General features: G+C 34.0%; 14 protein-coding genes and 1 tRNA gene. 7 read left to right on the forward strand and 8 right to left on the reverse strand.

What is annotated here, in order from left to right; all coding sequences use genetic code 11:
- The first annotated feature begins 241 nt into the window (after window positions 1-241).
- Window positions 242-1,687 (forward strand): metalloprotease TldD, encoded by a 1,446-nt coding sequence (gene tldD, locus CIPSTX3056_RS01020; protein ID WP_072666110.1) that lies wholly within the window; start codon window positions 242-244, stop codon window positions 1,685-1,687.
- Between the two features lie 247 nt (window positions 1,688-1,934).
- Here the strand turns inward: tldD and CIPSTX3056_RS01025 are convergent, their stop codons facing one another.
- The gene (locus CIPSTX3056_RS01025; RefSeq protein ID WP_072666111.1) at window positions 1,935-3,308 is read right to left on the reverse strand and encodes a UDP-glucose dehydrogenase family protein; all 1,374 of its coding nucleotides are present in this window, start codon (window positions 3,306-3,308) and stop codon (window positions 1,935-1,937) included.
- A gap of 1,578 nt (window positions 3,309-4,886) precedes the next feature.
- On the opposite strand from CIPSTX3056_RS01025, the gene rsmH reads away from it, so the two are divergent.
- The 5 genes from rsmH to dapD all read left to right on the forward strand — a co-directional run bounded on the left by rsmH (window position 4,887) and on the right by dapD (window position 14,286).
- A complete protein-coding gene (gene rsmH, locus CIPSTX3056_RS01030) occupies window positions 4,887-5,822 on the forward strand; it encodes a 16S rRNA (cytosine(1402)-N(4))-methyltransferase RsmH (protein ID WP_072666112.1) in 936 nt (311 codons plus the stop codon).
- A 3-nt stretch (window positions 5,823-5,825) separates the two neighbouring features.
- A complete protein-coding gene (gene ftsL / locus CIPSTX3056_RS01035) occupies window positions 5,826-6,122 on the forward strand; it encodes a cell division protein FtsL (protein WP_072666113.1) in 297 nt (98 codons plus the stop codon).
- Between the two features lie 843 nt (window positions 6,123-6,965).
- Complete coding sequence (gene mfd, locus CIPSTX3056_RS01040) at window positions 6,966-10,412, forward strand: transcription-repair coupling factor (RefSeq protein ID WP_072666114.1); 3,447 nt, start codon at window positions 6,966-6,968, stop codon at window positions 10,410-10,412.
- Window positions 10,413-11,502: 1,090 nt separating this feature from the next.
- Window positions 11,503-11,590 (forward strand) — tRNA-Ser (locus CIPSTX3056_RS01045).
- Window positions 11,591-13,461: 1,871 nt separating this feature from the next.
- Window positions 13,462-14,286 (forward strand): 2,3,4,5-tetrahydropyridine-2,6-dicarboxylate N-succinyltransferase, encoded by an 825-nt coding sequence (dapD, locus tag CIPSTX3056_RS01050; RefSeq protein WP_072666115.1) that lies wholly within the window; start codon window positions 13,462-13,464, stop codon window positions 14,284-14,286.
- 932 nt (window positions 14,287-15,218) lie between these two features.
- Here dapD and murA read toward each other — a convergent pair.
- From murA to CIPSTX3056_RS01085, 7 genes are all read right to left on the reverse strand, one after another.
- Complete coding sequence (gene murA, locus CIPSTX3056_RS01055; RefSeq protein ID WP_072666116.1) at window positions 15,219-16,505, reverse strand: UDP-N-acetylglucosamine 1-carboxyvinyltransferase; 1,287 nt, start codon at window positions 16,503-16,505, stop codon at window positions 15,219-15,221.
- Window positions 16,506-16,597: 92 nt separating this feature from the next.
- Window positions 16,598-16,855 carry a BolA family protein gene (locus CIPSTX3056_RS01060; RefSeq protein WP_072666117.1) on the reverse strand — a complete coding sequence of 86 codons (258 nt, stop codon included), beginning with the start codon at window positions 16,853-16,855 and terminating at the stop codon, window positions 16,598-16,600.
- 1,239 nt (window positions 16,856-18,094) lie between these two features.
- A complete protein-coding gene (mlaB, locus tag CIPSTX3056_RS01065; protein ID WP_072666118.1) occupies window positions 18,095-18,391 on the reverse strand; it encodes a lipid asymmetry maintenance protein MlaB in 297 nt (98 codons plus the stop codon).
- A gap of 2 nt (window positions 18,392-18,393) precedes the next feature.
- The gene (mlaC, locus tag CIPSTX3056_RS01070) at window positions 18,394-19,023 is read right to left on the reverse strand and encodes a phospholipid-binding protein MlaC (protein WP_072666119.1); all 630 of its coding nucleotides are present in this window, start codon (window positions 19,021-19,023) and stop codon (window positions 18,394-18,396) included.
- 11 nt (window positions 19,024-19,034) lie between these two features.
- The gene (mlaD, locus tag CIPSTX3056_RS01075) at window positions 19,035-19,586 is read right to left on the reverse strand and encodes an outer membrane lipid asymmetry maintenance protein MlaD (protein ID WP_072666120.1); all 552 of its coding nucleotides are present in this window, start codon (window positions 19,584-19,586) and stop codon (window positions 19,035-19,037) included.
- Window positions 19,587-19,592: 6 nt separating this feature from the next.
- Entirely contained in the window at window positions 19,593-20,375 is a 783-nt protein-coding gene (mlaE, locus tag CIPSTX3056_RS01080; protein ID WP_072666121.1) for a lipid asymmetry maintenance ABC transporter permease subunit MlaE, read from the reverse strand.
- A complete protein-coding gene (locus CIPSTX3056_RS01085; RefSeq protein ID WP_072666122.1) occupies window positions 20,375-21,187 on the reverse strand; it encodes an ATP-binding cassette domain-containing protein in 813 nt (270 codons plus the stop codon). The genes mlaE and CIPSTX3056_RS01085 overlap by 1 nt, the downstream gene beginning before the upstream one ends.
- A 676-nt stretch (window positions 21,188-21,863) precedes the next feature.
- Here CIPSTX3056_RS01085 and paeA point away from each other — a divergent pair.
- Window positions 21,864-23,168 carry a polyamine export protein PaeA gene (gene paeA / locus CIPSTX3056_RS01090; RefSeq protein ID WP_072666123.1) on the forward strand — a complete coding sequence of 435 codons (1,305 nt, stop codon included), beginning with the start codon at window positions 21,864-21,866 and terminating at the stop codon, window positions 23,166-23,168.
- The last annotated feature ends 926 nt before the right edge of the window (window positions 23,169-24,094 follow it).

Raw genomic sequence — 24,094 nt, forward strand, 5'->3', positions numbered from 1 at the left:
CCCCGATTACGAGAAGAATCTTATGCATTAGTGATAGCTACGTTATTCTATATCGCTATATAGTGATATAGATTTGTTTTTATATTATTTATTAGATGAGTATAAATTTAAATAAGCGTTATATTATGCATTTATTCGTACAGAAATAATCTTGGTGAATTCAACATGATAGTTATACTACTTGTAGTATTTTTAGTGATATAATTAGTATTATTAGATATATTATATTAAGCGGATATTCATGAACATGACCTTAATTAGTGAAAATATTTTAGCTGAAAATCACTTAAGTCAAAGAGATTTATCTTTAACTTTAGATTTCCTGTCTGAGAAAAATCTCACTTATGGTGATCTTTATTTTCAGCATGTTTCGTATGAATCATGGACATTAGAAGATAAAATTATTAAAGATGTCTATCATAATATTGATCATGGAGTAGGAGTTCGCGCTATAGTTGGTGAAAAAACTGGTTTTGCTTATTCTAATGACATCACATTAAAGGCTTTAAATCAGAGCTCTATTTCTGCACGTAGTATTGCGCTTGAGCAAGGTAATGGAAAGATTGGTTGCTTTAAACAAGAGATACCTCCTCCACAATACTCATATGAAAACCCTTTGAATACTCTCACACCTGAAGATAAGATTGCGTTACTTCACGCAGTTGATCATATAGCACGCACCACTGATAAGCGCGTTCAGGATGTTTCGGTCCATTTAACAGCCTCATATGAACAGGTATTAGTTGCAGCAACTGATGGAACGTTAGCGGGTGATATCCGTCCTCTCATTGGATTGCTCATTAATGTGAAAGTCGAGGATCAGGGAAAACTAGAACAAGCCATAAGTGGTGGTGGTGGTCGTTTTGGTTATAAGTTTTTCTTAGATATCATAGAAGGTGAAGTGCGAGCAGAAGCATGGGCTCGAGATGCTGTTCGCATGGCTTTAGTGAATTTATATGCTCAGCCAGCTCCTGCAGGATCACTTCCTGTTGTTTTAGGTTCTGGATGGCCAGGTGTTCTTTTACATGAGGCAGTGGGTCATGGCTTAGAAGGCGACGCCAACCGACGTGAAAATTCTATATTTAGTGGTCGTATTGGTGATCAGGTAGCATCTGAACTTTGTACTGTAGTAGATGATGGTAGGATCTATGGTCTCTCCGGTTCTCTTTCTATTGACGATGAAGGTGTACCGGGTCAATATAATGTATTAATTGAACAAGGTATTGCAAAGAGTTATTTACAGGATAAATTGAATGCTCAACTTATGGGCGTAAGTACAACTGGTAATGGTCGTCGTGAGTCTTACGCACATTTACCAATACCCCGTATGACTAATACCTACATGCTATCAGGATCATCAAAACCACTAGACATTATTGAAAGTGTCGACTATGGATTATATATAGCAAAATTAAGTAGTGGTCAGGTAGATATTGTATCTGGTACATTTGTCTTTTCTACCTCAGAAGCCTATTTAATACAAAATGGTGCAGTGACTACCCCTGTTACAGGAGCTACGCTCATTGGGTCTAGTATTGAAGCCATGAAGAATATTTCAATGGTAGGGGATGATCTTGCATTAGACACGGGGGTTTCCTTTTGTAGCAAGGAGGGGCAGACTGTTCCGGTGAGTGTTGGGCAACCCACTATAAAACTTAATACACTTACTGTAGGTGGAACGGCTTAAGCGTCAGACTGCGCATCCATTTACCATTGCTGAATCTTATTTTGTGTTAAACCTTGTTTTAATTTAAAAAAGTTATAATCGAACCTTTTGTAATGCATGATGATTTGATATTCAATGCAGTATAGTATATCGAAATATCTTTTGATTCATATAAATACCTGGATATGTATTTATACAATCTTTGGTATAGTCTTTAAAGTTAAAATGGTATCTGTAGTAGTGTAGTAGTGTAGTAGTGTAGTAGTGATTAGTTATTTTTATTACTATCCAATACAGTATCGAGTGATTTTCGAATAGACTCTCCACGGCCAATAGCATAATAAATAAATCCGAGTTGTTTCATGTGTTCTGGATTATATAAGTTACGTCCATCAAAAATTACTGGTTCTTTTAATATATTTCTAATCAGATTAAAATCAGGCATTCGAAAATCCTTCCATTCCGTGCATATGATAAGAGAATCTGCGTGTTGTAAAGTTAGCTCTTTATTAGCCATAAGTTTTAGGTCATTACGGAAACCATAAATGCGTTTTATCTCTGATATTGCCTCTGGATCATAAGCTCGTATGGTTGCGCCAAATTTCCATAATGCTTCTATTATAACTCTGCTAGAAGCTTCACGGATGTCATTGGTATTAGGTTTAAAAGAGAGACCCCACAGAGCAAAAGTCTTGCCTTTCAGGTCATTCTTGTAATGATGTTTAATAAAGGTTAATAGTTTATATTTTTGAATTTCGTTAACATCTTCTACTGCTTTTAATAAACATGGATCATATCCAAGTTTTTTAGCAATCTGTATTAAGGCTCGCACATCTTTTGGTAAGCAAGATCCGCCGTAACCACAGCCAGGATAAATAAATGAATGCCCAATTCGCGAATCGGAACCAATCCCTTGACGTACTTTTTCAATATCAGCACCAAGGAGCTCTGCTAGGTTAGCAACTTCATTCATAAAGCTAATTTTAGTGGCAAGCATGCAATTTGCAGTATACTTAGTGAGCTCAGCGCTTCGAATATCCATCAGGAGTATGCGGTTGTGATGCTGGTTAAAAGGTTGATAAAGTTCATATAGAAATTTTAGCGGGCTTGTGTTGCTAGCCCCAATAATAATGCGTTCTGGATTCATGCAGTCGGTAACTGCTGTGCCTTCTTTTAAAAATTCGGGGCTAAATACTACATCATATGTTAATTTTATACCACGTTGTTCCAAAGTTTTTTTAATTAAGCAACGAATATCTTCTGTGGTCCCGATTGGAACAGTTGATTTATTTAGAATTATTTTGTAGTTATTCATATATCTAGAAATCATATGCGCAACAGAGAAAACGTTTGTACAGTCAGGTGAACCATCGGCTGCTGATGGTGTGTCAACAGTAATCACTTGTATTAATCCATGATGAACCCCTTCCTCTGCATAAGAAGAGAATTGTAAGCGCCCAGCTTCATAGTTTTTAACAATGAGCGGAGTCAGACCGGGTTCAAAAATAGGAATTTTCCCTTGCTTTAAGCGCTTAATTTTTATAGTATCAATATCAATACAAAGTACATCATGCCCAACTTCAGCTAAAATAGCAGCCTTCACTAAACCGACATAACCAATACCAAATACTGTAATGTTCATGTGTTTTCCTAGTTAACAACGATATTTTTTGTAATTATATGAAGCGTACCGTGCTTTCTGCTCATCGGGTTAGCTTTATAGAGTTATAAATTGATTTGTATATAAGATTTTCGATTCGTGTATTTTAAACAAGCTTCTCCAGTTCGCTATCTACTAGTGTCAGAGCTCTTCTTTTCAGAGTTCTATACTGTAGTATTTATATATTCTCAACATAACTATTAATGGTTTGTTTTCGCTGTAACACTCACAGTCTTTAAATAAAAATTCATGGTTATCTTTATAAATTTTTAATTTTATCTTATGCGAAAATATTTGTTTTGTGCATCGTCTTAGTATGAAGGGTTAAAGAAACACTTTTTATTGCTACTATGGTTGTATTTGATTATTTTATATAGTTATGATACTTCTTTTGTTTTAATTCATATTAAAAATAACTTGTGTTTTTCTATGCAGGATGTTTTATCTTTGATATTTGCTAATGCAACAAGTCATTGGGATAACATCATATTACGTGAACACTGTTATATAGATTAAGATATCATAATAATACCTATTATGACAGATATCTTCCCATGATTAACCTTCGACTATGGGGTCAGTTATTTATTCGTCATTTGCTATTTTGAGCAGACGATTTATTCTAAATGGACAGGCGTTATGTATAGTTTTCTTATTATAAATAACTTTAACAGTAGTACAGTCAGCGCTTAAAGCTCTGCTGAGATTAGAATATTGATGCCGTATAGAGTTATATTTCTTTTAACCAGTGATAAGTCTGAATAAAAACTTTATTTTTTAAGAGTCTGTTAATATATCATTAGATAGTATAATTTTACGCTGTAAAATAGCTTAAAAAAGTTTTAGTCTATTGTTGACAAAAATCATCCCATCTTACCTAAGATTCAGCGTGAAAGGTGATATATGGAAAATTTTCAATATGTGGCGGCTATCAGTTAATATAATACTAGGAATTCAAGCATTGATCTTACTATGCGAGACTACAAGCATAACTAATGGACTAATCAATGAGTCAGACGGGAGATGTAGCGGATTCATATGGAAAATAGGTCCTTTATCTATTAAAGGATATGTCAATCATTATTATTTAAGAGATAGAGTAGAATAATCTAATAGATAGAGTAGCATGCATGAATAAAGGTCAATTTTCAATCATTGGGCATATTTATGGCTTATTTAATTAGAGGTATTGCAATTGATCTTATGTACTTTTCTGTCAGTAGTATTCACGATAGTATCGTGCTTATATAATATAAGCACTTACAGTTCAGTATAGTGAAGATAATACAAAGATAGATATCTTATAGATATACACCTAAAGTCAATAGATATACTGTTTTAGTAGTATCAGGTTTACTGCTTACGTTTTTATATATTGTACTGGTTTGGTAAATTGCATGATTTAATTAGCAAAATGGTTTAAATTTATCGATCTATTAAGATCTGTAATCTTAAGATAAAATATAATAATCAAAGAATATTATGGGATAAATTGAGATGCAAGATTACTCAATACGACCTCTTTACTAATTAAAGGTTGTAAAAAACTAAAAGATTTCCATGAAGAATATTTTAAAACATATACCAGTTTTAGTTAACGAAGCAGTCATCGGGCTTAATATAAAGCCGGATGGCATATATATTGATGGAACTTTTGGGCGCGGTGGGCATTCATGTGCAATTTTATCGCATCTTGGAACGAAAGGGCGTCTATATGCCATGGATTGTGACCCAGAGGCAATCGTTTCTGCGTCTCAGATTACTGACCCTCGTTTTACTGTTGTCCACAGTCCTTTTTCTGAAATGGCCCAATATATTACAACGCGTGGATTGACAAGAAAAATTGACGGTATCATGCTAGATTTGGGTGTGTCTTCACCACAAATCGATAATGCTCAACGTGGTTTTTCTTTTATGAGGGACGGACCATTAGATATGCGGATGGATCCCACTCATGGCCGATCAGCGGCAACATGGTTGCTTAATACAAAAGAAGAAGAGATCGCCTTTGCACTAAGAGCTTTCGGTGAAGAGCGTTTTTCAAAACGTATTGCTCGTGCTATTGTTAAGAGAAATAGTAAAATTCCGATAATGCGCACTAAAGATTTAGCTGATGTAATTTATACCGCCATTCCATTTAGAGAAAAATCCAAACATCCCGCAACACGTAGCTTTCAAGCTATTCGTATAGTGATTAATAATGAACTAAAAGAAATCCAACAGGTGCTTATAGGGACGCTAAAACTCTTAAAGCCCGGGGGTCGTCTTGCGGTTATTACTTTTCACTCCTTAGAGGATCGCTTGGTAAAAAATTTTATAAAAGAGTACAGTAACAGACCACAGGTACCATCTGGATTGCCGATATCAGAAGTTCAGCTTAATCAATTAGAAAGGCTCTATCTAAAATCTCTATATAAAATTATGCCAAATATCACTGAAATTTCTGATAATCCACGGGCCCGCAGTGCCATTCTGCGTATTGCAGAGCGTATCTAGAGTATGCAAAACAAAAGATATAGCTTACCTCAGATCATTTTTATAGATTTAATGCATCATGGAAAGATGGCCATATCTCTTTTAATGATGATACTAATGTCTGCGATTTTTGTTGTACACATTACATACCAAACACGATTATGCGTTGCTCAACGCGAGCGGTTATTTTTACAACGTCATGCGTTAGATATTGAGTGGCGTAACCTCATTCTTGAGGAGAATGCTTTAGTTGGTAATAACGGAACTAAGGATGCTCATCAACAAGGCGTACAGACAAAAATACTAAGTATTAGAGACTGATGCATTGTCAATGGACATATATTTATATATATTCTGAATGTTACCATAAGGATCTGCATGCAAGCTAAATAGAGACTTGATAGTTTATCTGTGGAGTTATGTAGTTATAAAATCAATCAAGAGAGTCGATTATCGTGAAGAGCAATATTTACTAAAGTCTGTGTCATAGTTACTAAAATTTGTGCAATGTAATGTATGGAACCTAATGTTGTTCATTAATAAAAATAGAAGACATAGTATAATAATCATAGATTATACCAGAAAAAGATTTATGCTTTAGTTTAATAATAAATAGATTGTTAACAATCTCCCCAAAGGGGAGTCATGCCTCATACCTTATGAGGCACTAAAAGAGACATGCACAGCTGATGAGCGTAATAAAATTTTAGATACTCAGATACTCAGATACTCAGATACTCAGATACTAAGATACTAAGATACTCAGATGCTAAGATAGTAAGATATTATTACGCATATCAGAATGTGGCTCGTAAGATTCATAAGTACACATTAGGGGGTGCGTAGTAAAAATCAACAAGACTGCCTATGAATATAGGAAGGGCAATCTGTACGCCTAATAGATACAGATGATGTAATCTAGGGTATTAAGATAAGAGCAAATTGCTTTAAAAGATAGTGTGTTAATTTGTATACGACCAGCGAGAAGACATAACAATTGCATTGATTGCTTCATTACACTCTGAACATCAAAAATTTTACTTATTATATATTATTATTGTTGCTTCTCCATCTAATATAAAGAGATGTGTTTTACTAACGTACCTGAGGTAAATACTTTACCAAAATAACTGATGTTTTTACTTAAAAAGTATACAACTAATTATGCCAGAATTCTATTTTTATGATTTACCGTTTCAAGCGGGTGACCAGCGGCAGCTAGGACAACTAACCGGTGCGGCTTATGCTATTGAATGTTCTGAAATATCTGAACGTCATCATGGTCCAGTAATGATTGTTACACAAGATATACAATATGCACAGCTCCTATGTGAAGAAATTAAAAGACTCACTAAGCGAATAGTAATGCAATTTCCCGATTGGGGGACCCTGCCGTTTGATAGATTTTCTCCAGATAAAGAGATTATCTCTTCTCGTTTATCTTTGTTATACAAACTGCCAACGCTAAAGCACGGCATACTGATTTTATCTGTTAATACCTTAATGCAGAAGGTATGTCCTTATAGTTTTCTATTAAATACTATATGTGCAATAAAAATTAGTCAAAAATTAACTCATGATCAATTTTTGACTCAACTAAAACAAATAGGATATCGCAGTGTTCATTATGTAATGGAACCTGGTGAGTGTTCTAATGATGGGGAATTCTGGTACTTTTATCCTATGGGCGGTCATAAGATTTGTCGTATGAGCTTGTCTCATGATCAGGTTAATAGCTTGCATTTGTTTGATATTAACACTCAACTTGCTGCGGAAGAAATTACAGAAATCGCGTTGCTGCCAGCGTATGAATTTCCTGTAGATAATGATGCATTTGCATGCTTCACTAAGCAATGGTTTCAGAATTTTAATATTAAAAGTGAATCGAGTCATATGTGTCAGCAGGTTAAAACAGGTATGTTGCCTGCTGGTATTGAATACTGGCAGCCATTATTTTTTGAAGAGCCTTTACCGGGATTATTTAGTTATTTACCAATGAATACGCTAATACTCATTACTGGTGAGGTAGAGATTGTGTCAAAGCGTTTCTGGAAAGATCTGAAGCGTCGTTATAAGGTTCACCATGCTAATGTAATGCGACCTCCGCTATCGCCTAGATGCCTATGGTTTAGTAGCGATGAATTATTGCGCGAGTTTAAAAATTGGCCATCCATGCGACTCAGTGCTCAACGATTGCAAGAGAATCCCTGTAATACTAATTTAGGATATGCCCCTTTACCAGTTTTTAAGAGTGAAAAAGCATCTAAACAACCGTTAGATAGATTACAAAAATTTTTAAACTCCTTTGAAGGACAGGTAGTATTTTCAGTACAAAGCGAAGGGCGTCGAGAAGTTCTACAAGAACGCTTAGCTTGCATTGTAGAAAAATTGACAATCATTCATTCATTATCACAAGCACAAAGTTCTGGTAACTATTTATTAATTTCCGCTAGTGAAATAGGCTTTATTGATCACAGGCGTAAGCGCGCCTTAATCTGCGAAAGAGACTTATTGGGTGACAGCCTTACTCAGTACCATAAACGAACCCCTTACGATTTTAATTCTAAAGTTTTTATTCGACATTTATCAGAGTTGTCTCTAGGTCAGCCTGTCGTACATATCGAACATGGTATTGGGCGCTATATGGGGTTAATTGCTTTAGAAACGAACGGTATTGCAGTTGAATACCTTGTTCTTATATATGCAGAAGATTCAAAGTTGTATGTACCTATATCGTCATTGCGTTTAATTAGTCCTTATATTGGAGGTTCTGGCTCAGATGTGCCATTGCATAAGTTAGGTAAAGACACTTGGTCGCGAATTCGTCAGAAAGCTGCTGAACAAGTGCAAGATGTAGCGGTAGAGCTTTTGGATATTTACGCGCAGCGCACAGCAAAGACTGGGTTTTCATTTAAACAAGATTTAGAACAGTATCAGTTATTTTGTCAAAGTTTTCCATTTCTTACTACTGTTGATCAAGCACAAGCTATTAATGAAGTATTAAGAGATATGTGTCGACCTGTATCAATGGATCGTTTAATTTGTGGAGATGTAGGCTTTGGTAAAACAGAAGTAGCCATGCGTGCTGCATTTTTAGCGGTGATAAACCATAAACAAGTAGCTGTACTGGTACCGACTACTCTTTTAGCTCAGCAGCATTATGATAATTTTCTGGATCGTTTTGCTAATTGGCCAATTTCTATTAAGATGTTATCACGATTTCGTACGGATACAGAGGAGTCTCAGATCTTAACAGATGTGTTCGTAGGAACAGTAGATATTCTTATCGGAACTCATAAATTATTGCAAAAGAAAGTTACATGGCATGATCTGGGTTTGCTGATTATTGACGAGGAGCACCGTTTTGGTGTTCGTCACAAAGAGCGTATAAAATTAATGCGGGCTAACGTTGATGTTTTAACGTTAACTGCTACTCCAATTCCACGTACTTTAAATATGGCAATGCATGGCATCCGTAATCTATCAATAATTGCTACCCCTCCAGCTCGTCGTTTACCAGTAAAAACTTTTGTGCACGAATATGATGAGAGAATCGTCTATGAAGCAATTTTACGTGAAGTGCTTCGTGGTGGTCAAGCGTACTATCTTTATAATGATATTGACAGTATTGCAACAGTTACGAAAAGATTGTCTGAATTGCTTCCAGCAGTTCGTATTGCACTGGGCCATGGGCAGATGCGTGAGCGTGAACTAGAAAAAGTCATGCATGATTTTTACCATCAGCGCTTCGATGTATTGGTGTGTACTACTATTATTGAAACTGGTATAGATATACCGAGCGTTAATACGATTATAATCGAGCGTGCTGATCGATTTGGTCTTGCGCAATTACATCAACTACGCGGACGTGTTGGTCGCTCCCATCATCAGGCTTATGCATGGTTGCTTACCCCAAATCCAAAAGCAATGACTATTAATGCACAGAAACGCCTAGAAGCTATTCTTGCTATAGAAGATCTAGGGGCGGGTCTTGCGCTTGCTACGCACGATCTTGAGATCCGGGGAGCGGGAGAATTACTCGGTGAAGGACAAAGTGGCCAGATAGAAGGTATTGGTTTTTCGTTGTATACTGAACTATTAGAGAATACTGTTCATGCTTTACAAGTAGGACGAGAACCATCTTTAGCAGACTTAATTCATAGTCAGACTGAGATTGACCTTAAGATGCCATCACTGATTCCAAGTAATTTTATTTCTAATGTAAACACTCGCTTGTCATTCTACCAACGCATTGCGAACGCGAAAGAATTAAGTTTGATAAAAAATATTAAGATAGAATTAATTAATCATTTTGGATTATTACCAGATAGTGTTCACACGCTGCTAGAGATATCAGCCTTACGGATATTAGCCACACAACTTGGAATACGAAAAGTCGAAGCTCATGAAAAAGGAGGATGGATTGAGCTAGATACAAATAATCAGGTTGATACGAGATGGTTTATAGATTGTTTAGCAAAAGAACCACACTCTTGGTTTTTAGATAGCCCAACACGTATTAGGTTTAGGTGTAACTTATCAGATCCTAAAGTGCGCTTGAAATGGATTGTGTCATTAATTCATAAAATGTTTGATCAGAAAATTCCTTGATAATAGATATCTATCTGATCTCAAACAGAACACTGTTCCTGTAGAGCAATTGCTTAAAAAAACAAAGAGATAACTGTAAAGATAAAAGCTAATTGTTTTTATACAAATAAAATAGCTATTGATATTTTAAGGTGTAATATATCAAGATAGAATATTTTGATTTATACAATGGCAATGCATAGCATGCCGAGATTAAAATTATTCAAGCAATCTTGGTTGATACCATAATAAACTTATTATGGTAGATAAATTACAATATGGTAGTACAGATTACATATAGCGATAGCATTATTCACTCAATACTCAGAATCTTGTTATGCGCATGATCGATTCAGTATGCCTTATACAGTATGCCTTATATATAATATACTGATTACATATAAAATTAGTCAACTGATTTATATTTAACAGCTATGCGCTATCTTAGTATAAAATAGGACGCATAGCTATTACTAAAAGTAACGATCGTATAATCATATACGTACATAAGCTAATGTTTGGTAAATTTTACTGTATGTATTGTATGTATGCAATACATACAATATACATACGTATGTAACATACGATATGGAGTCTATAGATTTTTCCTGAGGTTTTTTCATTACATAGATAAAAAAGTTTTTTTTTGGATGTTATTATTCGTTACGATGTGCGTAATTTCAGTCATTTAACAGTGCAGCGCAAATGGTTTATAAGAAAAATACAATCAAACTTTTATAAATTATATTTTTTGCTACACATGATGGTACAAATAGCAATTAAGTGAAGATGGATCTTATTAAAAAATGGACACCTGAGAAGTTTTTTAATTTATTAGGAATGTCGATCATTCAATGATCATTAAGTAGCTTTAGTTATGATATTAGATTAGATAATATATTTTAGAAAAAACTTGATATATCTGAATGCATTTGTCAAGTCGTGCCAACTACAGCATTCAGAAACATTACAATAATAAGCGCTAAATAAAAGTTTTACTATCAAGTATAGGTAGTTTAACACATAAAGTGTTTCTTTTTATAAGTTTTGTGATTGTGTCAAGCTATTTCTAATCTTATAGGTTTCTGATAAGATGTATGGAATAACTTTTGGTGAGATGTCTGAGTGGCTGAAAGAGCATGCCTGGAAAGCGTGTATACGGAGACGTATCGAGGGTTCGAATCCCTCTCTCACCGCCAATCATTGACAGAATTGTATATTTTATGTCGTGAGCATATCTCTTATTAGCTACAAAACAATATTGAATATTATTATATTTCGAGTGGTTTCTCTAAAAATTTTATCATATTACTCATTAGTAATATATAGTTTATATGGTTACAGATGTTAATCTATAATGCAAGCATTATACGTATGTATCATTACATAATCTTTAGTTAAAATATAAAATTTTTAGTTTTCTTACTCGATGATAGTAGTTATTAAGTAGTTTTCCTACATTGAGCATTTTTAGCTGTTGTGGTTCACCATTATTAAAAATAAAACTCTGTGACGAATATATCAAAGTTTTTTCACAAAATTAAAAGTTATTTACAGGATTAATTTACTGTTTGGATTGACGTTAATAATGTTATTATAGTAGTATGCAATTTAAATAGAATGCTATATAGCATCGTACACACTCTATACATGAATAGGATTCTCATTTTGTTGAGATGCTCATTTTTTTATTCTCTAGTAAATATCAATATTAATAATTTAAGTAGTATTTGCTTAACTATATATGAAATATGTTCTGTGACATGTATTATTATTTTTTCATATAGAGAGTGTATTATATAGAGACTGTTTAGTATCATTTTGCAACATAATATGTGCTGGTTATTTGAATAATATCTTGAGTTTTTATAAAAAGTTGCTGCTGGAATAATATTCCATATTATTTATTGCTTTATCGCTTTATTACTGTATCACTTTATCACAAGTGATCTTATTTTTCTTTGACGCCTCTGATAATCTTGCGTGTATATTGTGACTCAGTGGGGATAGAGATGCCTACATACTTTGATAAAAATACTTTGATAAAAATAACCCTTTTTAGTCATTGTTAAAGGTGGTTATTGTTAAAATCATTGTCAAAAATTTTAGAATGAGTGTATCAACCCACTCATTATACACAATTGACCTGGATATCATGTATACACTTGCAATGTATACCATAATGTCTACCCAATATTCTAATATCAGAGATTGCATGCCAGGATTCGTTCTATATCCTTGTTCTATATCAAGTAGTATAAGTTTAGTATAAGTTGTAGATACCAGAAATTCTTCTCTAAATGATTACATTATATTTGTTACGCTAGAGGTTAGCGTAAGAAGATGTTTCTAATTATCAACGTTTTTAAGAAATATCCACAAGTTATCCATAAATTCACTGTGCATTTTTTATTTTATATGAACTACTCTAATGTGTACTACTCGAATAATGCTACTGCAAAATCTCTCACGAAATGTATCTGAATCGATTCATGTTGAAAAAATCTTAAAAGTGATAATGCAAAGACATGTTACATACTTGCGTATGACCTATAGTCAATCGATTAATCTAAAATTTTTAGTATAATCTATATATTTTAACGTCTTGTTATAATATATAGATTATATGGTTGAATTATATGTAAAAGCATGCTAGCTTAAATTTAACTTGGATAGTAAATCAAGTCATAAAATTCTAAAATTTTTGTTTACTAATAATCATGCCAACACGCTTAGCAGTGAATCTAAAAGATCTATTGCTGAATATTATAAGGTTCTTGCTAATGTAAAGATTTTATTTCTGAGCTACTAACAGTATGAATCTATTTATATAGTTTACAATATAGTTTCAAATATTTCGAGTGTTCTAGATTTTCTCTAATTATATATCACACAATCTATTTAGTTTTATCATCTATGTAAAACTATCATACAATGAGCGTGTGGAAAAAATAAAAGTAATGAAGTTAATATGATCTAGCAATATACAGAAGAATAGCATTTGAATTTACGTACTATCAAGTGTTCTTTAGCAATATTAAGCAAGAGAATAATCTGAGCTAAAATATTTATGAAGCAGTTACAAAAATTTATCGAAGATGCTTTTGAAAACCGATGCGCTACTAACAAAAAAAATACTGATAAAATTACTTGTGAAGCAGTTCATGATGTTATAGATCTTTTAGATAAAGGCAGTCTTCGTGTTACTGAAAAAATTAACCATCAGTGGATCACTCACGCATGGGTAAAAAAAGCAATATTACTTTTTTTTTGCATTAAAAAAAATCAAGTTATGGGTAGTTCAGCAAATCCTAGTTATGATAAAATACCTATGAAATTTGCAAACTATGATGCTAACTGTTTTAAAAAAGCAGGGTTACGAGTTGTACCACCGGCAGCTGTACGATATGGCGCATATATTGCTCGTAACACTATCTTAATGCCTTCTTATATTAACATCGGTGCATATATTGATGAAGGTACATTAATCGATACATGGGCAACTGTTGGTTCATGTGCACAGATTGGTAAAAATGTACATTTATCCGGTGGTGTTGGTATCGGCGGAGTTCTAGAGCCACTACAAAAAAGCTCAACCATTATTGAAGATAATTGCTTTATCGGAGCACGTTCAGAAATCGTTGAAGGAGTAATCGTAGAAGCTGGTTCAGTAATATCTATGGGGGTATATATTGGGCAGAGCACAAAAATCTATGAGCGTGATACCGACCAGGTATATTATGGGCGTGTCCCAGCAGGTTCTGTCGTCGTTCCAGGTAGTCTGCCATCAAAAAATAGAAAACACAATCTTTATTGCGCTGTTATCGTGAAGACGGTAGATGCTCAGACTCTTGATAAAACAAGTATTAATCAATTATTACGTAATAATGAATAAATTTATTTGTCTATGTAATATATGCATATAGACGATGTTTAGATATTTCTACTACATAATTAATTTTTATAAATGAATTATTTGTATGATTGTATTAAATTGTTTTCAGAGCATACTGTCATAAATCTATAGAGAGTACTCTAGTAAGAGTTGACCATAAAGTAATGCAAGCATTTATATAAACATATTAATAGATTCTGTTTTATAGTAACGCATCTTTTATGGTAACCCATTGATCCTATCTTATAGGCCTATTAAGAGTACCTAAGGATAAAACATTCTGCGGTACACTGGAATTTTGTATAATGTTCTGTTTTAGCATGATGCAAAAACTGTAGCGTCTATTAATTATTTCTGATGATAATAAAATGACTGATGTGCTTTTATATACTGACAGATAAGAACGTTAGTAGTATTGCTCATGTTAATAATCAAGACCACTGACTGGACTGCTCTCTTGAGATGTATAATTTGATTTTTTTAAACGGCCAGTTAAAATGAACGGTAAATTTTGTTTGCAGTTATCCGAGTTCGCTGACTTTTAAATAGATAACGTATGAATACATACCTTATAATTAAATAAAGAATGATACGGTATGTATTCATAATCAACATAAGATCAACGTACTAATACTAATGTGCATGACATACAAACTATAACTAGAAAGTAGATAGTGTTAATGGTTAATCATTAGAAGCTAGGTTGATACAAAGTGTATTTTTTAGGCCGATAACTCCTTCTAATTAAAATATAGGGAATTGTATCAAGATATCGTATGAAGATACAGTGTGTCTGCTTACATATTGTACTAAATGCATTTTGTGATCAATTACATTGATAGATAGCTATACAATAATAAGTATAGAAACTAGCATCCTACAGTGGCCTTCAGTGGCCACCTCTGTTAGGTCTAATCATGTCTGCTGGTTGTCTACTGATCGTTGGTGTCTACTGAATTCTGATCTGTTATGCGCTGAATATTCGCTCCTAATGCAATTAATTTATGCTCAATACATTCATATCCACGATCTATATGATAAATGCAATCTACTAGGGTAATACCGTCAGCAATACATCCCGCTAACACAAGGCTGGCTGAAACACGCAAATCAGTAGCCATGACTGGTGCTGCTGATAGTTTTTGCACACCATGACAAATCAGGGTGTTTCTATGCTTAATTGAAACCTTTGCCCCCATGCGCAAAAGCTCTGGAACATGCATAAAACGATTTTCAAAAATAGTTTCAGTGATCTTTGCAGACCCATCAGCAATGAAATTAAGTAGACTAAACTGAGCTTGCATGTCAGTTGGAAATCCAGGATAAGGCGCGGTAGCAACATCGACTGCTTTTGGTCGTTTTCCATGCATGTCTAGGCTAATCCAATTATTTCCTTCTTGGATTTCTGCTCCAGCTTCACGTAGCTTTTCAGATACTTTACATAAAGTATTAGGCTGCGAGGCCCGACAGATCACTTTACCGCCAGAAATAGCGCCTGCTATTAGGAAGGTTCCAGTTTCAATACGATCAGGTAAAATGCGATAAACACCACCACCTAGTCTCTTTACGCCTATAATCGTTATGCAGTCACTGCCTGTGCCGGTAATTTTTGCTCCTAAAATATTCAAGAAATTAGCAGTATCAACAATTTCTGGTTCTCGTGCGGCATTGTCAATAATAGTGGTGCCCTTAGCTAGTGTGGCTGCGACCATGATAGTTACTGTTGCACCAACACTGATTTTCTCCATTACAATGTGGGCACCTATTAGACGACCTTGTGCAGAAGCTTTAACATAACCATCTTCTATTTTAATCTGAGCGCCTAGTTTTTTAAGACCGGTAATATGCAAATCGACTGGTCGATCACCAATAGCACAGCCTCCTGGTAGTGATACCTGGCCTTCTCCAAAACGTGCTACTAAAGGTCCTAAAACCCAAATTGAAGCTCGCATAGTTCTTACCAGGTCATAAGGAGCGCAATACACATTAACTTTACTGGAATCTAAATATACTGCGTTATTGTGTTTGGCCTTAACGCCTAACTTTCTGAGCAGTTTGATGGTGGTCTCTATATCTCTTAACCTTGGAACGTTGTGTATTTCTACTGGATCTTCAGCAAGCAAAGCAGCAAATAAAATCGGTAATGCAGCATTTTTAGCTCCAGAAATAGTAACTTCACCACTTAACCGGGTTGGACCTTTTATACGAAATTTATCCATTATCACTACTCGAGAGTTCTAAAAATGGTTACCAACAAGTTCTACAAACTATTTTATGGTCATGTAAGTATTACTTCTTAACATATCAAGGTTTAATAATCGTTCAATTTAGCATCCCGATGCCATTCTTCGGGGGTAAACGTTTTAATAGAAACAGCGTGTACATGATTATCGGTAATGTAAGATATTAGAGGGGCATACACTATTTTCTGTTTTTGAACGCGGCTCAGTCCGTTAAAGATTTGACCAATCGCGATAATCTGCAAATGGTTGTCATCACCGCTAATATAGACTTCTTGTAATGGTAATATTTTTAGTAAAGCAGATTTAATGATACTTTTATCAACCATGTTCTGAATCTCACTATATCATAAATAATTATACATCTTATAAGAATATTAAGAATTCTAAAAGAAAAATGCTATTATCTTAGAATTTCTCATACTTCTGTGATTCTGCACAAAGTTAATAGAATAGTGCATGGATCATCTGACTTTATCAGGCCATGACTTTAATTATTATTCTGATGGGTGACAGATAATCTAACAAAGTTTGACTAAATGTAAAATTATATTATTACTGTAAGTAATTTCTTTAGTTCTTTTAAAAAAGTAACTCAATAAAATTTAACATTTTATATATAAAATAAATCAATAATACTTTGTAGGTTAGTAATGTACGATTACACAAGTATAATCCGTTATATAAGGTGCTGGTTATGCATTTGTTATCGTTCAAGGCTTTAATATTTTAAAATCTTTAAGTAGGGTGTTCACATGTTCGTTTAGATAGAGATCTCGTCCTGTGTATATGCGTGTAATATTTAATTGTAGTACTCTACACAAATATTGTATATATCATATATCACTATGAGTTAATGTGTTGTTGAGATTCATCTCATGATTAGTTATTTTTTCTTATGATCAGTTAAAATCACTAAGCGCTATGTATTCGTATGATATGACATATACAATGCAAGTGCTCGGTATTATTATCGGAGTGAAAACACTAGAGTCAACACGCTATATTTAGGCATGTAGGGGTACACCTTCTCTACACCTTATGCAGAAGAGACAAGCTGTGATAATTATTCACAGCGAATGCATGTTTATATATATAAATATATATATATAAACAACAAGAAGTCAAGACGCATATTCACACAAAATAGCTATATAATGAGTTATATAGACGACGGTAGTAGAAAAAATGAGAGTTTCTAACTGAACAACCTTAATTACAAATTAGTTAGTATATAAAAATATTTAGGGTACTTATAAAATGAGTATTAACTTTATATCATAACATTCCAAGTTAATTTTATGCATAAGGATCAAGCTAAGTTTTTCTTAGAGGACGTTCAAGAGAACGATCGCATGTAGATAAAATATTCAATTGATACGATATTGCTTAGAGATTATGGCATAGTATAGCTGGACAGATGGATTCAAAATGATCTGTAGAATATCGAATATATATGTATCATGATATGATGTATAATCTTTGATGTTAATGTAATGGGCAATTTTCCTGAAGGAATTTTTCTTTATCAGATGGACTTTTAGCATATTTTAGCAGCAGAGGTGATCTTATGGCCTGTGATTAATAATTTTTTTTAGGTTATAGAGTGAGATTAAAGCATCTAGTTGACTAGTAACTCCGGAAATACGAGGCCGCTTTTGATGATGGACGCTCTTGCTTTGTAAGTGAATTAGCAAAGCGAGACCACCTGTGTCGATTCGTGTTAATGCACCAACATCTATGTTCTCTATAGATTTCATTACTAAATGACGTTGATGCCATAAAGGTAGTAATGTTTCATGTATTAATACACCTATAAGGTAGAGATTATTTTGCTCTACCTTCCACTTAAGTTGGTTATTCATGCTTACTGCTTATTGGATTTTATGGGTTGATTGGTATAGGATTGTAGTGTTTGTGTTAAACCATTAATACCCTTCTGGCGTAAAATATGGCTCCACTCATTTTGTTTAGTAGTAATAATGCTTACACCTTCTGCGATAATATCGTAGGCTTGCCAATAACCGGTGATGCTGTTTTTACGCCATTGAAAATCTAATTGCATTGGTGGTCTTCCAGAAGGATCCGTTATACTTATACGAATAGGAACGATCGTTGCTTCATGAATTGGCTTTTCTGGTGTGATGTAAAAAGATTGCCCTTTGTACATTGCAAGCATTTGAGTAGTAATATGGGATACGTATAGCCTAAAAGCCTTATAATAGTTGTCACGCTGAGCTTTGGTTGAATTTTTGTAATAAGGTCCTAAAACTAACGCAGCTGCATATTTCACATGCATGTAGGGTAGAATTTCTTCATTTATAATTTTTTGAAGATAGGATGGATTATGATTAATAATCATCTGTTCATTTTTAATTCGATCAAAAGTATGCATGGCAACTATTGCCATAATTTTATAAGGATTACTCTGTTCCGTTTCTACTGCTCTTACCTGTAAAGAGAATAGTATTATTAGGATCAGTACACGTTTAAACATAATGTCCTCTGTTATGGATTACTGGTTGCCAACCTAGGTTTTGATTTTCTTGAGCTTATAGTATCAGTTATAGAAAATTGATGCTTTTTGTCAGCATTATCGTTCTTGTATAAAAACTGACCTATAATATCCTCGAGCATTATTACAGACTTTGTATCCTGAATGGTCCCCCCATCTTTTAGCATACTAGTACCCATCTCTGGGTCACTAAAACCAATATTTAGTGCTAAATATTGCTCACCTAATAGACCGGAGGTTCGTATTTTAAGCGAACTAGTGTCCGGAATATTATTATATTGATTTTTAATATCCATGCTAACTCTTGGTGAATAATTTTTTGGATCTAGTTTAATGTCCGTGACACGACCTATTACTACACCTCCAATTTTAACTGGTGAGCCTATTTTTAGGTCACCTATATTATCAAAAGTGGCATATAGCTTCCATGTTAGCGTGCTAAAGGGTAAGTGAAGATCACTCACCTGGAGACATAAAAAAAGAATAGCGCTTAGCGAAAGCAGTAAAAAGAAACCTACTAAAATTTCATTTTTTTTTGTTTGCATGTTGTATTAGTGCCCTGACATTAGCGTTGTCAAAATAAGATCTAGAGTTAGTACTGCTAGTGAGGCATGTACTACAGTTCTCGTTGTGGCTTGACATATTCCTTCGGAGGTTGGGGTGGCGTCATAGCCATTAAATAGGGCTATCCATATCACAGTTACAGCAAATATTGAACTTTTAATTGTACAATTAGTAATATCTTGTTTTAAGTGAACCCCATCACGAATAGCGGTCCAAAAAAAACCAGAATCAATGCCATTCCAAGTGACACCTACTACTGCACCGCCAAGAATGCCGACTGAGACAAAAATGAAAGTTAGTAAAGGCATGCTAATGCAGCCGGCCCAAAATCTAGGTGGAATAATACGTTTCAATGGGTCAACCGCCATCATTTCCATGCTTGCCAGTTGCTCAGTGGCTTTCATCAGACCTATTTCTGCAGTAACCGCTGATCCAGCGCGTCCGGTAAATAAGAGTGCTGTAATGACCGGCCCTAGATCGCGTAGGAGTGATAAGGCTACTATCATCCCAAGATCGCTTTCAGCACCATAAGTTTTTAATACTCGATAGCCTTGTATGCTTAAGACCATGCCAATGAATAACCCAGAAACCATAACAATTAATAATGATAGCACTCCGATATTATATAGTTGTTTTACCAATAACGGTGCATGTAAGCGACAACGCGGAAAACTAAATAGTGCATGGAATAATACTAATCCAGCGCGTCCTAAGGAAGCACAAAAGTTAACGACTTTGCGACCTAGTAATGACAATACTTGTAGATACATTACTCTATGCCTTTTCTTGATCCAATTAAATCTTTCAGATAATCCCTAGAATGAAAGGCGCACGACATACGTTCATCAGTAATACCATTAATAAATTTATGCACTCGGATGTTATGATGTGTATGCAGCTCTAGTGTGGTGCCTTGCGCTAGTACTATCTTATCATCTAAAATATATGTATAATCAGCAATATTTAACACCTCAAGAACATCATGCGATACGATAATACAAGTTATATTTAAAGAATGTTGCAGTTCTTTAATGAGCTTCACTAAAGCACTCATAGTGACAGGATCTTGTCCAACAAAAGGCTCATCAAACATAATTAAGTCTGGCTCTAGAGCAATAGCGCGTGCTAAGGCAGCTCGCCGTATCATGCCACCTGATAACTCAGAAGGTTTCAGGTGTGCTGCCCCCCTCAATCCAACAGATTCCAGTTTCATTATGACTGCGCTTTCTAGTAAAGGCACTGGTAGATAAGAATGCTCTCGCAACGGCCAGGCAACGTTATCGAATACATTAAGATCCGTGAATAGAGCGCCAGCTTGAAATAACATGCTCATCTTTTTTCGTGTTTTATATAAACATGAACGAGAAAGAGCAGGGATATTTTTATCGTTAAACCATATTTCTCCGTGTTGTGGACGGAGCTGTCCTCCAACTAATCGTAATAATGTGCTTTTTCCGATACCGGATGGCCCCATAATAGCTGTTATCTTTCCCCTAGGAATAGAAATAGAAATATTATCGAAAATTAATAAATTTTTGTAAGAAAAACTTAGATTTTTGATTTCTACTATGTTTTTTTTCATATGACCTGTAAATACCTCTATTGCTATTATTGTGTTTAAATAATTATTTAACAATAATTAGATTTTTCTGAGCGTCCTGAGATGCCATTCTGGTATATTTATATATCATGTTAATATATTATACATCCAATGTAGGTAAGTGTTGTAGATAAAATCTGACATATAATATGGTTCGATCTATACTGAATTAGTTCTCTAATTAATCAACAATGGGAAATAGATCTTCTAGTTATTATATAACTTATCTATGACCAATGTGGTTAAAATATTATTTTTAGCGCTTCCTTGTAACAAAGAGTACTAAAATTATTGGTATATCTGAATTTATAAGAATACCGGTGGCTGGAAAAAGTTATTTGATTTTTCTCAGTAGCAACTCAAAATTTATCAATATAGCCACACAGTTAAATTATATAATGATCATTATTTATTAAATATAAATACTGATGCTAGGTTATTATTTCAATGTTAATGCGATTTTTATACCAACTGACGTTAAATGATAGGTTTTTGGTATGTATAGAATATTATAGAATAATAGTTTTTGAATTTTACAATAAATACGGAAATGTAAATATTTGTGTTTTAGATTCAATATAATGTGTCAGTGATTTTAATTGTTAATTAAAATTGTTAACTTATTATAGAGATAGTCGAGACCTCAGATGGATTTTTTATGTTAGACAGTTTCCTTATTATATTACTTCTTATTCTCGTTAGTTCATTTTTTTCAATTTCAGAAATTTCTCTGGCAGCAGCTCGTAAGATTAAGCTTAAGATTTTAGCTGATGATGGTAATATCAATGCTCAGCATGTTCTTAACATACAAGAAAATCCTGGTATGTTTTTTACTGTAATCCAAATTGGTGTAAACGCAGTAGCAATTCTCGGTGGCATTGTCGGTGATACAGCTTTTTCTCCAGCTTTTTTTGCGTTTTTTGTGCATATAGTTGATGTTGATGTCGCAGAACGTCTTAGTTTTATCTGTTCATTTACGTTGATTACTAGTTTGTTTATATTATTTGCAGATTTATTTCCTAAGCGTTTAGGAATGAACGCTCCAGAGAAAATGTCGCTGAAAATTATTAATATAATGCGTGTATGCCTATTTATATGCCGTCCACTGGTATGGTTGTTTAATGGAGGGGCTACTATTATATTTCGAATTTTTAAAATACCAATGGTGCGGCAGGATGAAATTACATCTGATGATATATATGCTATAGTTGAAGCAGGAGCATTAGCTGGTGTGTTGCGAAAACAAGAGCATGAACTGATTGAGAATGTGTTTGAATTAGAATCACGGACAGTGCCTTCGTCTATGACTCCGCGTGAAAGCGTGGTTTGGTTTGATCTGAATGAAGGCGAGAGTAGCTTAAAAAAGAAGATCGCTAGTCATCCACATTCGAAATTTTTAGTTTGTAACAATGATATTGATCACATCATTGGTTATATAGATTCAAAAGAACTTCTAATGCGTGTTCTCAGTCACCAGACTTTATCTCTAAATAGCAATATCCAGATCTGCTCTGCACTTATTGTACCAGATACTCTTCGGTTATCTGAGGCTTTAGAAAGCTTTAAGACAGCTGGAGAGGATTTTGCAGTCATTATAAATGAATATGCACTAGTGGTTGGCATTATTACGCTTAATGATGTTATGACTACCTTAACGGGTGATCTGGCAGGACAAGGATTAGAAGATCAGATTGTTGCACGGGATGCTAGTTCATGGCTAATTGAAGGTGGGACTCCAATTGATGATGTGATGCGTGTATTGCAGATTGATGCTTTTCCAGAGTCAGAAAATTATAAAACCATTGGTGGTTTTATGATGTTTATGTTGCGAAAAATTCCTAAACGTACTGATTTTGTAAAACTAAAAGGATATAAGTTCGAAGTAGTGGATACTGACAGTTATCGGATTGATCAGCTTCTTGTTACACGTGTTGATTTTACAAATATTACATCATCAATATAAATATCATGGTTAGGTCTACAAGATATCGTGCATGTACATTACATCCTTTTTATTATAACATAATCTTTTGGTTCTTTTTTAAAGGATTTATATCAAGACATTAGAATCACTGATAGGGAAGATGAGATATATATTTATTACTATCGTGTAGTATAGATACTGTATCTAGATCGCTCAAAATATAAATAGATTATAGAAGTTGTTTGCCATAATAATGGTTTGCTCATGATTTCATGAGGAGTTAACTGTCTTAAAGAGTACATAGATTCTATCTTAACCAGGGATTATTCTAGCAGAGAGCAGTGTCAAACGATATAATATTAACGCATTTCATCTGCTTTAACCCAAGCCATTTCTATTTATAATAGAAAGATCAGCTAGGTAAAAGCTGCATTATTTGGTAGAGGTTAGTCATTAACTACTAATAAAAATCATTACCTTAGTATAAGGCAAGCTTATATCCTGTATCAGGCAAGCTTACATTCTAATTACGCATGGGTCTGCGTTTTAAAAATATTAGAGGTGCTTATTTATATATCTAGTATTATCTATATGTCTACTATAATCTAGTATACCTAAGCATATATGAGAGCTATAAAAGCTGAAAACCGTTCCAACTAATGGGTATAGATGTCAAGGTTAGTGTCAGTTTAGCATTGAACACGATAGAGTATATGCAATATTATAGATGATTTCAAATATTACTCAGCATATATATAATATATATAAACGGTTCTGATGCTAATGTTATCAGAAGAGATAAAGTAGTAATTTCATGGAAATAAGTTTTGGCATTAGGGATATAAAGTTATAATATATTTTGGTGAGCAGTATATATTCATGTCATAAATTAGCGATGCACATGTGAAACACGATAGTATCGTGCGTATCTTGATTAAATCATTAAATACCTAGAGTTCTTTTAG

Origin of the sequence: Candidatus Erwinia haradaeae (genome assembly GCF_900698965.1) — a bacterium.
GTDB classification, from domain to species: domain Bacteria; phylum Pseudomonadota; class Gammaproteobacteria; order Enterobacterales; family Enterobacteriaceae; genus Erwinia_E; species Erwinia_E haradaeae_A.